The following is a 15,716-nucleotide window of genomic DNA, read 5'->3' as shown; positions in this document are numbered from 1 at the left end:
TCCAGCTTCCTGTCCGGCCACTGGTCCTCTACACAGCTCTTTCAATGGTTGGAATAGTATTGTGGTTCAGCTCACTGCCTTCCCCGTGGGCCACAGGAACTGCCAACGGCGCTAGGAACCACTGCCATGATTGCCACTCCGGAAACGGACACCCCGCCTGCGCGCGGAAAGCGGCCCAAACAGGGCGAACCCGTCATCGACCGCGCGCTGAGCCTGCTCGCCGTCTTCTCGGACCGGCGCCGCGCGCTGACCCTGTCCGAGCTGGCCCGCCACGCGGACATGCCCGCGCCCACTGCGCTGCGCCTGATCGCCCGGTTGGTGGCGTGGGGCGCGTTGGAAAGGCTCGACGACGGCCGGTACGTGGTGGGGGTCCGGCTGTGGGAAGTGGCTTCCCTGTCTCCGCGCGGGCACGGTGTGCGGGAAATTGCGCTTCCCTACCTTGAGGACCTGTTCGAGGTCACCCGGCACCATGTCCTGCTCGCAGTCCGGGACAACGAGCAGGCGGTGCTGATTGAGCGGCTGTCCGGGAAGGACGCCACCGAGGTCGCCTACCGGGTGGGCGGCCGGGCGCCGCTGCGCTCAACGGCCATCGGTTTGGTGCTGCTCGCCGGAGCGGACCAGCAGTTCCAGGAGACCATCCTGAGACGCCCTCCGGAGAACGAGCCCGGCGTGCCCGAAATGCCGGAGGGGCAGCTGCGCCGGACACTGTCCGACGTGCGGCGGACCGGCATCGCCATGATCCGCCGGACCGTCCCGTCCCGGACGGTGTCCGTGGCCTCGCCCATCTTCGATGCGCAGGGCGCCGTGGTGGCCTCGCTGTCGATTGTGGTTCCGGACGGTGCCACGCCGCCCAACGTCCTTGCCCCGGCGGTCCGTGCCGCCGCCCGCGCGGTGTCCCGCAACATGGGCTTCCAGGCCCAGGCAAGCTCCGGCTTGTGGACCCACTCCCGGGGGTAGAGCGGGCTATTTAGCGGGCGCCGGGGCGTTCCGGGCGAAGGTGCGGGCAGCCCGTGAACCGGCCGCCGCACTTGCCCCGATGGTGATGAGCGCCCCCAGGATCAACGCCGAGGCTTCCCCCGGTTCCAGCAGGTCCAACTGGGAGCCGATGGTGGCAGCGGCAACGGGCACGCCCAGTTGGGATGCTGACAGCACGGCGAGCGGCAGCGGCTGGCCCAGCAGGCGCAGGCTGCCGTGGACCAGGAGGGTGCCGGCCCCGAGGCAGATCCCGAGGAGCACCATGCCCGGCGTGCCGGCCAGCGCACGGAGGTCCAGCGATGCGCCCAGCCACACAAAGAACACCGGCCCCAGGAAACCGTCGCTGACCGCGAAGAGCTGGTGCGCCAGGCGCCGGGGTTCACCCACCGCCGCCACCACCAGTCCGAAGGAGAATCCGGCAAGCATGATGGACACGTGCCCTGCGACGGCAAGCCCGGACAATGCGAAGAGCAGGGCAAGCTGGATCCGCAGTTCCAGGGCGAACTTCCGCTCCTCGGACACGTCGTGCACCCGCCCGCGGGTGCCGCTGCGCTCCAGCCAGCGCAGCAGGAAGAAGAGCAGCACGGAGCAGGCTGCGACGGCGGAGGCCCCCATCGCTGCCCTCGGCGCGTTGGGCGGGTCCACGGCGAGTGGAAGCGCCACGATGCAGGCGATGTCCGCCACCGCCACCTGCGCCGTCGTCGTAAGGACCTTTGGTCCCGTCAGCTGCAGGGAGTCGACGATGGGCAGGACAAGGGCCGCCGAGGAGGAGGCGAGCAGCACTATGTAGAGCGGTGCGTGCCCGGTGCCGAAGGCGAAGGCGATGAGGATTCCGGCGCCGGCCGCGAGGACCGCTGCGATGGCGGCCCGCAGGGCGCCGCCGCCCAGGGCAGGGCGGAGGGCCTTGTCCCGCACCGGCACATGCGTTCCGGCGACGAACATGATGAGGGCGAATCCGACGTCCGCAACGAACGTGAACGTCGGGTCCGAGGAGTCCACCAGGCCCAGGCCGGTTCGGCCGATGGCGATGCCCGCGAGCAGTTGCCCTAGCACCATGGGAAGGTGCCAGGTCCGGGGAAACGCCAGCAGGGGCCCGAGGAGCGCGACGGCGGCAATCAGCGAAAGCTGGAAGAACGACACCTGCCTCCTTTTGCCGGCGCGCCCGGATCACTGGCCGCCGCAGTCATCGGCAGCTCGCCGGCGCCGCGGACGGATTGTGCGCCCACAGTACTCATGCCCCCGCGGGCGGTCAACGGCACCGCAAGGCGCATCAGGACCGGTCAGGACGCGGACCGCGTGTCGAACGCCGCCGCTGATTCGCGCAGGAGCCGCGCAACGGTGTCCACCGGGGTGCTGGAACGCCGGCGCCCATCGAACCGCCGCAGGACGATGCGCCGCGTCCCCAGCCCGGGAACGTCAAGGATGTCCACCCCTTCATGCGCCACTCCGGCCAGGGCCAGGGTGGGCACAATGGCAACCCCCTCGCCGGCAGCGACGAGCGCGAGCGCCGTGAGGGTCTCCTGGTACTGATGGACCGTCTCTATGGTGGCGCCCGTCGAATGGCGCAGCCGCCCCAGGACCGCGGAGTTGGCGGCCGATGAGTTCACTCCGAGCCAGGGAACCGGCAGCCTGCCGAGGTCAACATTCTCCGTGGTGAGCAGGGCCCCGGAGGGGACCACCAGCCTCCACGGTTCATCCAGCAGTGGTTCCTCGATCATTCCGGCTCCGAGGGAAAGCTGGCCGGCGGTGGTGGAGTCATGTTCCACCACCACGGCGTCGAGCTGGCGCTGCCGGAGCAGCCGCATCAGCGCGGGAAAATCATCCTCCACGATGTGGATCTGGAGTTGTGGATACTGGCTCCGCCACTCGGGCAGCCGGGGAATCACCACGGTGCGGACAAAGCTGGTGAAGCCGCCCAGCCGCACCACGCCTGAAATGTTGGCCCCGCTCTCCATCCGGGTCCGGGCGACGCTGAGGGCGCGTTCAATCTCTTCGCCGGCTTCAGCCATGGCGAGGCCTGCGGGAGTCAGCACTGACCCTTTTGGCGTACGGACCATCAGCGAGTGCCCGGTTTCCCGCTCCAGCTTGGTGATTTGCTGGGACACCGCGGAGGGCGTCAGGCGCAGTTCGTCGGCGGCGGCCAGCACGCCGCCCGTCCGGGCAACAGCGAGAAGCACAAGCAGCCGGCGCGGATCCATATCCATATTAAGCATTTCTAAACCAGGCGTGCAGAAGAATGCAATTGATCTACATGTCTTCAGGCCCCCAGAATTGCCATCAGGCAACGATTCACGAAAGGACACCTATGGAACTCGTATGGGAAATCTCCGGTTGGGCCGGCGCCGCCATGATTCTGACGGCGTTCCTGTCGGTCTCCATGGGCTGGGTGAAGGCCGGCCGGGCGTTCCAAAGCGCAAACCTGCTCGGGGCCGCTGCCTTCATCCTCAACGGCGCCTTCCACGAAGCGTGGCCCTCAGTGGCCACCAACGCCGCGTGGCTCCTCATCTCCGCCGTTTCGCTCCTCCGCATGCGGGGCGCCCGGGGTACCGATGCCGGCGCCGTGGCCGCGTAGCGGGTCAGTCCTTGCCGCGGTAGGAAAGCCGGCGGACCAGGACCTCGCCGTCCACAGCGAAGACGCCGAAGGCCCGGCCGGTGAAGCCCTTGGCGGTCTCGAAAGCCCAATGCCTGCCATCGAGCTCGGTGAGCAACTCATCGTCCGGGTTGCGGCCGGGCCCGGAGGACCGGACCAGGAGGCGGATCCTGTCGCCGCCCACGGCACCGGCGCTGAAGTCCGACGGCGGCGGGCTGGCCACGATGGCAAGTTCAACGTCTCCGGACGGAACCGTTGTTTCCCAGGTGCGGTCAAAGCCTGCGACGACGGCGCGCGCCGTGATCCGGACGGATCCGCCGTCCTGGGCGGCTTCGATGCCGAACCAGTTGTCCTCGGCGTTCCGCACGGCGATGCCGCCCGCGCCGGCGGCGACGTCAAGCACGGCCCTGAATTCCATCCCGAGGTGGCGCTGGCGTTGGGCCAGGAAACAAGGCCGGGCCGAGCCCATGGTGCTGCCTTCGCCCGTGAGCAGGAGCCCCTTGGAGGTGGGGGCGGAGAACTCCGCCGGTACCCTGCGCACGCCGATCCATTGCGGGTCCTCCAGCCCGGCGCCGTTGCTGAAGTCATACTCACACTCCTCGGGCCGGCCCCCTGTCACACGGGGAAGCCGCGCATGCGGCCAGCCGTCGGCCCAGTCCACTGCGGTCAGGAAAGCCTCCCGGCCCAAGGGCGAGAAAGACTTCGCCAGCCCCAGCGGGCGGACGCCGAGCAGGACCATGGCCGTTCCGCCGCCGGGCAGGTCAACGAGGTCTGCGTGCCCGGTGTTCTGGACGGGCGAACCGGTTCCCGCGGCGGTAAGGATGGGATTATGCGGCGCGGATTCGAACGGGCCTTCCGGGTGCCGCGAGCGGGCCACTGTGACGGCGTGGCCGCGGTCCGTTCCGCCTTCCGCGGCCAGCAGGTACCACCAGTCACCGCGCCGGTAGAGGTGCGGCCCTTCGGGTGAGTAAAGTCCGCTGCCGGACCACAGTGCCCGCGGCTGTTCGAGGGCTTCCCCGGTCTCGAGGTCCACCCGGACCTGCTGGATCGCGTCCGGGTGGCGGGCAAAGGTCACGTACGCAGTTCCGTCGTCGTCCCAGGCGAGGTCGGGGTCGATGCCGTCCACCGCTTCGATGACGGTGCCGTCGCTCCACGGGCCGGCCGGGTCGGTGGCCGTGAACACCACGCAGCCCCGCCCGCCGAGGAAGACGGAGACGATCAGGTAGAACAGCCCATCCCGGTAGCGGAGGGTCGGCGCCCACACGCCTCCCGGCGTGGGAACCTTGGCGATCCGTACCTGCTCCTCCCTCGTGGCCACGTGGCCCACCAGTTGCCAGCGTTCCAAGTCCGGGCTGTGGTAGACCGGCAGGCCCGGCAGGTATTCGAAGGACGAAGTGACCACGTAGTAGCCCTCCGGGCTGGTGGCGATGCTCGGGTCAGGGTTGAAGCCCGAAAGGATGGGGTTGGAGTTCATTCCGCCATCGTGCCGTGCAGCAGCGTCCGGGGCAGGGCCCGGTTTCAATCGTTGGAAGGCGTTCTTCGGCGCTGCGGCCCTAGTTGTACTGGCCCTTGATCACGAAGTAGGAGCCACGGATGGTGCCGGCAAGCTTGGACTTCTGCCGGGCGAACTTGAAGCTGGAGGCCAGTTCTTCAGGCACCTCCATGCCGTCCGAAAGCTTGAAGCCAACCGCCCGCTTGCCACCTTCCTCGAGGCCGTACATGACGTTGATGGACAGCCCTGATTCGTAAAAGACATACGCCATCCGCAGGCCGTCCACCTCGAAGGATGACACCTCCAGGGGCTTGGACGCGATGACCAGGTTCCGCTCCGCGGACAGGATGTTGGTGATGTACTGCAGCGTCTCCGGATCATCTTCCGCCGGGGTGGTGGTGAAGTCGTGGTCGTACTTGTTCTTGTAGTAGCGCGCCTCGTTGGCGCGCAGCCCCGCCAGCGCGTCGGCAACCGGCGACGATTCCAAACCAACAGTCGAGACGTTCTTGAAATCCACGGTGTACGGCATGAGTCCTCCTGGTTTTGTCCTGTGGCACATCGTCGCAGATCAGCGCCCGTGTTGCATCCGGCACCGCAGGCCCGCGTCACAGGATCCGGATACCCGCCCCGCTGACGTCCACTTCGGTCAGCCGCACACGTTCGTCGGGCGTGCTGTTCGGCCAATGAAAGGCCAGGTAGTCACGGCCGCCGGACGCGCGAAGGACCATGCCGTGGCCGCCGTCGCTGGACCACAGGGGTTCAGGACGTTGGATCCAGGGCCCTGTGACGGTTCCGCTGGCCGATTCGGCGAGGCCCATGGCATACCCGTCCTCGCCGTGGCTGGACCACAGCATCAGCAGGGTGCCCCCGGCCCCGCCGACGAGGAACGGGCCATCGGTGAACAACGGGTCCTTGGCAAGGTTGAGCCCCTTTGGTGGTTCCACGCCCTCCGGGAAACGAAGTGGACGGGTCCAGTTGGCCGAGGACGCCGCGAACAGGAGGACCGGCTCTCCAACGGTGCAGCGCAGGTCCGCTGAGAGGTGGACCGCGTACAGTTCCCCGTCCCGGATTCCCGGTCCAGCCGGCGTCCCCTCGGTGCCGCGGCTGTAAACCAGCCAGCGGGCGCCGCCGTCGTCGACATGCAGGGTTCCGTCCAGGCACGGCTGGGTTGGCGGGGTGACCGGCCCGTCGCTCCACGGCTGGTAGGGGCCGGTGGGGTTGTCAGAGGCGAGGACCGTAACACCGCGCGGACGTGCACCGGAGGATGTCGCCAAGGTGGCGAGCATGAAGAACCGTCCGTCCAGGGCATACACCTCCGGCGCCCAGAACTGGGTGTCCGCCCAGAAGCCGGCCGGCGGCCGGAACGCCGCGATGGGGCCTTCCCAGTGCTCCAGGTCGCGGCTGGTGTAGCAGTCAAAGCCGGTGGCGGGGCCGCCCCACACGTTCTCATCGCTGGTTCCGAACAAGACGAACTCACCGGGAGGGGCCTCCAGGATGAACGGGTCCCGCATCCGGATCCCGTCGAGGCGAGGGTGCTGGACCGCCTGGTGGCCCATCAGCGGCTCGCCTGGTAATCGAGCACAGGTGCCGGTGCGCAGGCAAAGTGGTACTCGCCGCCCTCAACCGTGTGCCGCTCGCCGTCCGGAAGCACGACGTCGGCCGCCACCCCGGCAGGGACGGTCGCCTCCAGACGGAACGCACCGCCGTCGAGCGTCCATTCCACCCGGACCTCACCGTGCGGCGTCTTCAAGGACGTCCTGGCCCAGCTGATCCCCTCCCCCGGCTGCGGCTGGATCAGTACGCGCGCGTAGCCGGGTTCGGCCGGCCGGATGCCCCCAATGGCCTTGTGCATCCAGTCCGCCACCGCACCCAGGGCGTAGTGGTTGAAGCTGGTCATTTCGCCGGGGTTGATGGTGCCGTCCGGGAGCATGGAATCCCAGCGTTCCCAGACGGTGGTGGCACCCATGGTCACCGGGTACAACCAGGACGGGCAGCCCTCCTCCAGCAACAGGCGGTAGGCCTCGTCCACATGGCCGGTGTCGGTGAGCGCGTGGGTGATGAACGGCGTTCCCGCGAATCCGGTGGACACCCGGTAGTTGTTGTCCCGCACCAGTTCCGCCAGGCGGTTGCCCGCGAACCCGCGGAGTTCCGGCGTCTCCAGCACATCGAAGGCAATGGCCAGCGCGTACACGGTGGTGCAGTCGCTGCGGATGGTGCCGCTGGCCGCCACGTAGTGCTCGGCGAAGGCGTTCCGCACCCGGGCGGCGAGCGCCTCGAAGTGTGCCTCGTCGTCGTGCTTCCCCAGCAGTCCTGCGGCCTGGGCGGTGAGCCTGGCGGTCCGGTACATGCAGGCGGTGGCCACCACGCCGGTGTCCGCCTTGGCTGCCCACGGCTGGTCCGGTGCGGCGTCGGGGTCAAGCCAGTCGCCGAACTGGAAGCCCGAGTCCCACAGGCCCGCTGGTGAAAGCAGGCCCTCCACCCGGCGGGTATGGGCGGCCATGGATTCGTACTGGTTCGCCAGCACGCTGAGGTCCCCGTAGGCTTCCCAGAGCGCCCACGGCACCCAGACCGAGGCCTCGCTCCACAGCGCGGAGGATTCCGGTGCCGGGAATTCCGGCGGTTGCGGGCAGTACTTGAGGGCGTCCGGCACGGTGATGGGCACCAGGCCGTTTGCCGCCTTCTGCTCGGCGGCAAGGTCCAGGAGCCAGTCCTGCAGGAAGCCCTTGACGTCGTACAGATACGCCGCCGTGGGGGCGAACACCGCGATGTCCCCGGTCCAGCCGAGCCTTTCGTCGCGCTGCGGGCAGTCGGTGGGCAGGTCCAGGAAGTTGCCGCGCAGGCCCCAGACGATGTTGCGGTGCAGCTGGTTCACCAGCTCGTTGGAGCATTCGAAGGTGCCGGTGCGTTCCAGGTCGGAGTGGACCACCACGGCCTCAACGTCATCCGCGGTCAGTGTTCCCGGCCAGCCGGCGATCTCGGCGTAGCGGAAGCCATGGAAGGTCTTGGTGGGCTCGAAGGAGTCCAGGCCGCCGGAAAGGACGAAGGTGTCCGTGGCCTTGGCTGACCGCAGGGGTCGGACACCCAGTTCTCCGGCTTCCAGGACCTCGGCGTGCCGCACGGTGATGGCCTGCCCGGCCTCGCCCTGCACGGTAAACCGGAGCCAGCCCACCAGGTTCTGGCCGAAGTCCACCAGGGTACGGCCGGAGGGAGACGTGAAGATTTCCACGGGACGCACGACGCCGGCCCGAACCACGGGCGGGCCGACCGGCTCAGCAAGCCGGTCGGCGTCGAACGCCAGCTCCCGCACGCCGGTCCAGTCAGCGCCCGGCACATAGCCGGGCTCCGCCCACCCCTTGTGAAGGCGGCGGGCATCGATGGTCTGGCCGTCGTAGAGGTCGTTAGACGTGGTGGCGGACGGGCCTGCCTGCCAGGAGGCATCGGAGGCGATCGACTGCACGTGGCCGTCCGCGAACTCGATGTCCAACTGGCCGAAGAATCCCAGCTCACTGCCGTAGAGGTTGGCCATGCCGTGCCAGGCCAGCCGGCCGCGGTACCAGCCGTTGCCCAGTTCCACGCCCAGCACGCTGGTGGGCGTCACCAGGGTTGTGACGTCATAGCTGCGGTACCGGAGCCGCCACTCATAGGCGCTCCAACCCGGGCTCAGGACGTCGTCCCCCACTTGCGTGCCGTTGATGCAGGCCTCGTAGATGCCGAAGGCGGTGGCCCGCAGCATCGCCTTGACCACGCCGCCGTGGCCCTCCTCAAGCCGGAATTCCTTGCGGAGGCGCGGGGCACCGTCGAAGTCCTGCCCGGGCGAAATCATGGCAGCGAGCCAAGGAGTGGAAGTCATGGAATGAGGGGTCCGTTCTGTATAGCGGGTTACAGGCGTGCAGGCAGTGACAGCAGGGCGGTGGGCTAAAGGGGTATAACGTCCAGTGCATTCGGGGCGAAAATTTCCCCCTCGTAGCCCACGGCTTCGGCCGCGGGAACCGCCAGCGCAAGCCAGGTGGACGGCGGTTGCGCAACAGGCGTGTAGTGGCTGAAGACCAGCTTCTTGGCTTGCGCAGCAAGGGCTACGGCAGGCAGGTCGAGGACGCTGGAGTGTGCCTCGAACAGATGCTTCTTCAGCTCCTCTCCACGCGGGAAGGGAAGTTCGGCTGCGATACGTTCAATGGCGCTGTTGTCCTGCGTTTCGTGGACGAGCACATCACACCCCTTGGCGATGGCGGCAAGATTAGCGTCATGGGCGGCCGTGTCACCGGAAAACACCACCACCTTGCCGGTGCCCTTGACCGTAAACCGGTAGGCATAGGCGTTCGCCACTTCCGGGCCATGGAACACCCTGGTGGCATCTACACGGACGTTGGCGTCTTCCATGACGGGGACGACTGCCCTGTCCGGGGGCACCTCGATGTCATGGCCATCAGGTGCCATGAAGGCACCGAAACCGCCGCCGGACTCGAAAAGGGCAATCTCGTCCCCGAAGCCGGCGAGGAGATTCGTTGCTTTTTGCTTAGTCCCGGGTGGGCCCCAGATATCCACGGGCGGCAGGGGCGGGCGTGCTGTCCACCCGTGCAGCAGGAGTCCCGGCAGCCCGGAAGTGTGGTCCAGGTGGTGGTGCGTGATGAACACGTTGCGAATGCCGGCGAATCCCAGTCCGGCCCTGACGAGCTGTCTTGGCGTATCAAGCCCGCAGTCCACCAGATACACCGCGTCATTGACCACCAGCGCCAAGGCGGGTTTGGCTTCGTCAGGACCCACGACGGGACCGCCGTTGACTCCCAGCATGACGATCCTGTCGCTGGATCCAGCCGGCCACTGTAGTTGCTCTGTCATCAGGACTCCACTTCTGTGTTGAAGGCTGTCGTTGCAGCGATGGGGTGGCGTCCCCTTCGGTGACTGGAGGTTCAGGCGTAGTGGCAGGCGACGTCGGCCGTCCCCACCCGGCGCAGCGCCGGCCGTTCGGTGGCGCACAGGTCGGTGGCCAGCGGGCAGCGGAGCCGGAAGGGGCAGCCGCCGGGTGCGGGCACCGCAGCGGCCCCGGTACGGACGCCCAGTGATTCGCGGGCTTCCCGACGCGCCGCCTGCTCCGCCGGACGCGGCACCGGGGAGGCCGCCACCAGCGCCTGGGTGAACGGGTGCCTCGGGTTCCCGGTGACGGCGGCGGCGGGGCCGCTTTCCATCACCTGGCCGCGGTACAGCACCACCACGCGCTGGGCCAGGAATTGCACCACGGCGATGTCATGCGCGATGAACAGGTAGCTGAGGCCCCGCTCGTCGCGGAGGTCGGCCAGCAGGTTGAGCACCTGCGCCTGGGTGGAGAGGTCAAGGGCACTGACGGCTTCGTCGCAGACCACCAGCTGCGGATCGCAGATCAGGGCGCGGGCCACGGAGATGCGCTGGCGCTGGCCACCGGAGAACTGGCTGGGGTACCGGTCCACGGCCTCCCGGGGCAGGCCCACACGTTCCAGCATGTCCCCGGCCTTTACCCGGGCCTCCGCAGCGGCGATGCCGCGCAGGCGCAGGGGTTCGGCCAGGGAGGTGCCGATGGTGTTCCGGGGGTTCAGGGAGGAGTTGGGGTCCTGGAAGACGGCCCGCAGTTCCCCGCCCAGGTCCCGGCGCTGGGCCGCGGTGGCGGAGGTGATGTCCCGGCCCTGGTAGTTGATGGTGCCGCCGGAAACTTTCTGCAGGCCAAGGATTGCCTTGCCGATGGTGGACTTGCCGGAGCCGGATTCCCCCACCAGGCCCACCGTTTCACCGGGGGCGATACTGAAGCTGACGCGATCGACGGCGGCAGGTGCTGTGGCTGCCCGGCGGCCGCGGCCGTAGCGCACCACCAGGTCCTTCACTTCGAGCATGGGGACGGTGGTTGCCGGCGTGGGCCCTGGGCGCTCCGTGACTGCGGTGCTCATGCCATGTCCTTTTCGGTGAGTAGCGTCTGTTTGGAGGTGACCTCGAGCAGGCGGGAGGCCGGGATGTCGGTGGCCAGCCAGTCCATGCCTTCGACGGCGAGCTGGTCCGCTTTGACGCACCGCACCAGGCCCTCTGCTGCGCCGGAGGGCAGCAGGGGGACGGGTTCGAGGCAGGCGGAGCCGGCGAACTGGCAGCGGGCGGCGAACCGGCATCCGGTGGGCCAGTCCTTGGGCTGGGGTACCTGCCCTTGAATCGTGGCGAGGCGTTCCGGCATGTCGTTTGCATGGTTGGCGTGCGGGTCCGCGGCCAGCAGGGCCAGCGTGTACGGGTGTCGGGGGCTGTCCAGGATGGCTGCTGTCCTGCCGTTTTCCACCACCTGCCCGGCGTACATCACGGCCACCTGGTCGCAGATGTCCGCCACCACGCCGAGGTCGTGGGTGACCATGACCACGGACATGCCGGTGTCCTTCACCAGTGCACGGAGCAGGGAAAGGATTTCGGCCTGGACCGTGACGTCCAGGGCAGTGGTGGGTTCGTCCGCCACCAGCAGCCGGGGCTGTCCGGAGAGGGCAAGGGCGATCGCCACGCGCTGCGCCATGCCGCCGCTGATCTGGTGCGGATAGGTCTTCAGGATCCGGGCAGCATCAACGATGCCCACTTTTTCCAGCAGGCTGAGCGCTTCCTTGCGGGCCTCGGCGTTGCCCATTCCGCGGAGCCGGCGGATGGTGGCGGTGAGCTGGTAGCCGACGGTGAACATCGGGTCCAGGGCGCGCATGGGTTCCTGGCTGATCAGCGCGATCTCGCGGCCGCGGACGGATTCCATGTCCTTGTCCGTGGTCGCGGCAAGGTTCCTGCCGTTCCAGAGGATTTGTCCGCCGGTGATGGAAACGCCGGAGGGCAGCAACCCGAGCAGGGACAGTGCGGTCATCGTCTTGCCGCACCCGGACTCCCCCACCAGGCCCAGGACCGTGCCCTGTTCGACGTCGAAGGAGACGTCGGTGACGAGCCGGACGCCATTGTCGACGCCGACGGAGAGGTTGCGGACACTGAGAGTCCCCTTGGCCGTTTCCCGAACAAGGGCGCCGTCCTTCGCGGTAGGGACAGGGGCGGCGGCGATTGCGGCGACGGCCTTTGCGCGCTGCCTGCGTGCCGCGGCGGAGGGCAGGTGGGGTGCGGCGGCGTTGGGGGCCTTGCCCAGGGCGTTGCCGATGGCATTGGCCGACAGGACCGTGAGCGCCAGGACGGCACCGGTGGGGACCATCATCCACGGGGCATCGTAGACATGCTGGGAGGCACCCTGGATCATGCCGCCCCAGCTGGGCTGCGGGATGGGCGGCCCGAAGCCGATGAAAGCCAGGCCGGCCTGGATGAGCATGCCGACGGCGAAGATGAGTGCCGCCTGGACCACGATGGTGTTGGCCAGCCCGGGCAGGACGTGGCGGAGACTGATGCGCAGCGGGCTGGCACCGTCCACCTTGGCCGCGTCCACATAGAGCTGGGACTGCAGCGACTTGGCCTGGCCCAGGATCACCCGGTAGATACCGGCGGACATCAGGATGCCCAGGATGGCCATGACCACGGGGATGTTGGTTCCCACCGCGCCGATCACGGCCAGGATAATCACCGTGCCCGGCAGGGACATCATGACCTCGGTGACCCGGCTGATCACGCCTTCGGTCCGTTCACCGGCGCCGGCAGCAAGCATGGCCAGGATGGTGCCGAGCCCGACGCCGACAATCACCGTGAGCATGGACGTCCCCAGGGTGCCTGCCGCCGCGGCGAAGATGCGGCTGAGGATGTCACGGCCCAGTTCATCCGTTCCCAGCCAGTGCGCGCCGGTGGGGCCGGAGAGGACGGCAGTGAAGTCCTGGTCCTCGGTTTTGTAAGGCAACCACAACGGCGCGGTCAGTGACGCGGCGACCATCGCCACGAGCCAGACGAGACCGGCCACGGCGCCGGGCGACGTGAACAGCCGGTGCCGGGAAAATTTAGCGATGGCGGCCTTGCCGGCATTGCGCACGGGAGCCGTTGCCGGCGTCGGGGTTTCCAGCTGGTCTGCGGGGACCGGAGCCATTGAAGGGATCATGAGGCACGCAACTTCGGGTCGAGGAACTTGGTGGCCAACTCCAGCACCAGGTTGACGGCGACCACCACCACGGTGGCGATGACCACCACGCCCTGCACTGCGGGGGCGTCATGGGTGCTGACCGAGGTCTGGACGGCCTGGCCCAGGCCGGGCATGGCGAACAGCTGCTCAGCGATGACGGAGCCGCCGAACAGGCCGATGAACTGCAGGGCGATGCCGGCCACGATGGGCAGGCTGGCGTAGCGCAGGGCGTGGACGTAGAGGATTTTCCAGTTGGGGGTGGCCGTGGCGCGCAGCGTGCGGATGTGTTCCTGCTGCAGGGCCTCGAGCATGGAGGCCCTGGTCTGCCGGGCGATGAAGGCCGCACCGCCCACTGCCAGGGTGATCACCGGCAGCGCCAGGGACAGCGCCCAGTCCTGCGGGGAGACCTCGAACGGGACGTAGCCGGTGGCGGGAAAGATGGAGGACTGGACGGCAAAAAGGTAGACGAAGAGGACACCCACCCAGAACGCGGGCAGTGCCACCAGGAGGCCGACGAAGCCGCCGATGGCTTGGTCCAGCACTCCCCCGCGGACGGCCGCGGTGACGCCAAGGGCGATGCCCAGGACGGCACTGAGGATGGTGGCACCGGCGGCAAGGGAGGCGGTGACAGGCAACCGGCTCGCCAGGTCCGCGCTGACTGAGCGGCCATCGATGAGCGAGATGCCCAGGTCGCCCTGGACCGCGGAACCGAGCCAGGTGAAGAACTGCGCGGGGAGCGGGTCGTTCCAGCCCAGCCGCTGGTTGACCTCGTCGATGGCCTCCTGGGAGGCTCCGGCGCCGAGGGACACGGCCCCGGGGCTGCCCGGCATCGCGTGCACCAGCAGGAATGCCAGCACCGCAACCACCAGCACGGTGGCCAGCGCCATCAGTAGGCGCTTGGTGATGAATAGTGCCATGGTGACCTCCATCGGTCAGGCCGTCCTGCCGGGTGCTCCCGTGGCAGGGAGCACCCGGCAGGACGGTGCGGGTGTTAGCTGGCCGGGGTGTAGGACGAAAGGAGCGGGTAGGCGTTGGTGCCGGCGAACTTCACCGGAGCCACCTTCTTGGTGTTGTAGCCCTGGTTGGTGAGCGCCTCGTACAGCGGGATCATCCAGCCGGACTCCATCAGGCGGGTGTTCAGCTTCGTGGCGGCTGCCTTGGCGGCGGCGTCATCCTTGGCGGCGGCCAGTTCGCCGGTGGCGGCGCTGAGCTGGTCATCGGTGGCCTTCTGGACGTTGGTGAAGCCGTTGAGGACCACGCCGTACATCACGCCGACGGGGTTGTCCCAGTTCAGCGGCGCGTAGCCCAGGGGCGTGGTGGCGACGGCGGCGAAGGCTTCATCCGTTGACGCGGCCATCTTCACGTTCATGGTGATGCCGACGGCGGCGAGGTCCTTCTGGACGGCCTGCAGGTCCGTTTGGGTCTGGGCGCTGGCGATGATGGTGAACTCGAAGCCGTTGGGGTAGCCGGCCTCGGCCAGCAGGCTCTTGGCCTTGTCCGGGTTGTACGCGAATTCGGTTTCAAGGTCCTTGGTGAAGCCCGCTGAATCCTTGGGGAGGGCGTTCCAGGCCGGGACATCGCCCTTGTGCAGGGCGTCCACCAGGGCCTGGCGGTTGATGGCGTACTGGATGGCCTGCCGGACCTTCTCCTGGGCGAACGCCGGGGCGGTCTTGCCGATCTTGTCGAAGGAGATCATGGTGTTGACGGTGCCGCCGATCTGGGTGACCCCGACGCCCTTCGACTTGGCGAAGTCAACCGTGTTCGAGGTCAGCATGGCCACGTCCGCCTGGCCGGACACGAGGGCGTTGGCCCGGGCCTGCGGGTCCTGGACCACGCTGAAGACCACCTTCTTGTAGGCGTACTTGGACGCGTCGGCGCTCTTGTCGTTCTTCACCATCACGTACTTGTTGCCCTTCACGGTGGAGGGGTCCAGGGTGTACGGACCGGAACCGTCCGGGGTTGCCGACAGGCTGGCGGTGTCCGTGACACCGTTCTTGCCCACGATCATGCCGGTAGTGGAGGCCAGGTTCTTTTCAAATCCCGGCTGCGGCTTGGCGAACGCCAGGGACACCTGGGTGGGACTCACCACATCCACGGAGGTGATTTCCTGCGCGCCACCCTTGGCGACGGCCGAGTACGCGCTCAGTGCGGGATCGGAGCGGCGGTCGAGGTTGGCCTTGACCAGTGCGGCGTCCAGCTTGGAACCGTCCGTGAACGTGACGTCGTCCTTGAGGGTCAGCGTCAGGACCGTATTGTCCGCGTTGTAGCTGAACTCCTTGGCCAGGCCCGGCCCCGTGGAACCGTCCGGCTGCAGGGTCATGAGGCTGTCGTAGAGGCCTTCGAAGAACTGGCGCTGCGCTGCGGAGACGCGCAGCGGGTCGTAGCCGAAGGAGGCCGAGTCGCTGTCGATGGCCAGCGTGATGCTGCCGGTGTCGGCTTTGGCGGAGGCCTGGCTGGATCCGCCGCCACAGGCGGCCAGGGAGCCGATCAGCAGGGCACCCGTCAGGACGGCAGCGCTGCCGCGTGCGGTGGAGGTCATAAGTTTCATCTGGTGCGCCTTCGCATTCTTCTATGACGGTGACAAACGGAGGAAATTCGAGGGGCCGGGGCTGTCCGGCTCCCTTCAAGAATCCGTTGGG

Annotated in this window: 13 protein-coding genes; 2 read left to right on the top strand and 11 right to left on the bottom strand. The window is 68.0% G+C overall.

Annotation, left to right across the window (positions count from 1 at the left end):
- Positions 1–126: 126 nt before the first annotated feature.
- Positions 127–957, top strand: coding sequence for an IclR family transcriptional regulator (locus J2T23_RS08330; RefSeq protein WP_307358863.1), 831 nt, complete (start codon positions 127–129; stop codon positions 955–957).
- Positions 958–963: 6 nt separating this feature from the next.
- Here the strand turns inward: J2T23_RS08330 and J2T23_RS08325 are convergent, their stop codons facing one another.
- Together J2T23_RS08325 and J2T23_RS08320 are read right to left on the bottom strand one after the other, a co-directional pair.
- On the bottom strand, positions 964–2,115 hold the full coding sequence (locus tag J2T23_RS08325) for a cation:proton antiporter (RefSeq protein ID WP_141158495.1): 1,152 nt from the start codon (positions 2,113–2,115) through the stop codon (positions 964–966).
- Between the two features lie 140 nt (positions 2,116–2,255).
- On the bottom strand, positions 2,256–3,179 hold the full coding sequence (locus J2T23_RS08320; protein WP_307358860.1) for a LysR family transcriptional regulator: 924 nt from the start codon (positions 3,177–3,179) through the stop codon (positions 2,256–2,258).
- Between the two features lie 101 nt (positions 3,180–3,280).
- Here J2T23_RS08320 and J2T23_RS08315 point away from each other — a divergent pair, with 101 nt between their 5' ends.
- Positions 3,281–3,547, top strand: coding sequence for a CBU_0592 family membrane protein (locus tag J2T23_RS08315; RefSeq protein ID WP_141158497.1), 267 nt, complete (start codon positions 3,281–3,283; stop codon positions 3,545–3,547).
- 4 nt (positions 3,548–3,551) lie between these two features.
- Here the strand turns inward: J2T23_RS08315 and J2T23_RS08310 are convergent, their stop codons facing one another.
- The 9 genes from J2T23_RS08310 to J2T23_RS08270 form a co-directional block, all read right to left on the bottom strand.
- Positions 3,552–5,039: a glycoside hydrolase family 43 protein gene (locus J2T23_RS08310; protein ID WP_307358857.1), complete on the bottom strand. Its 1,488-nt coding sequence runs from the start codon at positions 5,037–5,039 to the stop codon at positions 3,552–3,554.
- A gap of 79 nt (positions 5,040–5,118) precedes the next feature.
- A complete protein-coding gene (locus J2T23_RS08305) occupies positions 5,119–5,586 on the bottom strand; it encodes a DUF8821 family protein (RefSeq protein WP_141158499.1) in 468 nt (155 codons plus the stop codon).
- Between the two features lie 76 nt (positions 5,587–5,662).
- On the bottom strand, positions 5,663–6,613 hold the full coding sequence (locus J2T23_RS08300) for a glycoside hydrolase family 43 protein (RefSeq protein ID WP_307358855.1): 951 nt from the start codon (positions 6,611–6,613) through the stop codon (positions 5,663–5,665).
- On the bottom strand, positions 6,613–8,907 hold the full coding sequence (locus tag J2T23_RS08295; RefSeq protein ID WP_307358853.1) for a family 78 glycoside hydrolase catalytic domain: 2,295 nt from the start codon (positions 8,905–8,907) through the stop codon (positions 6,613–6,615). The genes J2T23_RS08300 and J2T23_RS08295 overlap by 1 nt, the downstream gene beginning before the upstream one ends.
- A gap of 65 nt (positions 8,908–8,972) precedes the next feature.
- Complete coding sequence (locus tag J2T23_RS08290; RefSeq protein ID WP_307358851.1) at positions 8,973–9,893, bottom strand: MBL fold metallo-hydrolase; 921 nt, start codon at positions 9,891–9,893, stop codon at positions 8,973–8,975.
- 71 nt (positions 9,894–9,964) lie between these two features.
- Positions 9,965–10,969 (bottom strand): oligopeptide/dipeptide ABC transporter ATP-binding protein, encoded by a 1,005-nt coding sequence (locus tag J2T23_RS08285; protein ID WP_307358849.1) that lies wholly within the window; start codon positions 10,967–10,969, stop codon positions 9,965–9,967.
- Positions 10,966–13,056, bottom strand: a complete 2,091-nt coding sequence (locus J2T23_RS08280; RefSeq protein ID WP_307358848.1) for a dipeptide/oligopeptide/nickel ABC transporter permease/ATP-binding protein — start codon at positions 13,054–13,056, stop codon at positions 10,966–10,968. The genes J2T23_RS08285 and J2T23_RS08280 overlap by 4 nt, the downstream gene beginning before the upstream one ends.
- Positions 13,053–14,006, bottom strand: a complete 954-nt coding sequence (locus tag J2T23_RS08275) for an ABC transporter permease (protein WP_307358845.1) — start codon at positions 14,004–14,006, stop codon at positions 13,053–13,055. The genes J2T23_RS08280 and J2T23_RS08275 overlap by 4 nt, the downstream gene beginning before the upstream one ends.
- A gap of 62 nt (positions 14,007–14,068) precedes the next feature.
- Positions 14,069–15,625: an ABC transporter substrate-binding protein gene (locus J2T23_RS08270; RefSeq protein WP_307358843.1), complete on the bottom strand. Its 1,557-nt coding sequence runs from the start codon at positions 15,623–15,625 to the stop codon at positions 14,069–14,071.
- Positions 15,626–15,716 lie beyond the last annotated feature (91 nt).

This window comes from Pseudarthrobacter niigatensis (assembly GCF_030812615.1).
GTDB lineage: Bacteria > Actinomycetota > Actinomycetes > Actinomycetales > Micrococcaceae > Arthrobacter > Arthrobacter niigatensis.
The sequence above is the reverse complement of the archived record's forward strand: the minus strand, read 5'-3'. Positions and strand labels throughout refer to the sequence as shown.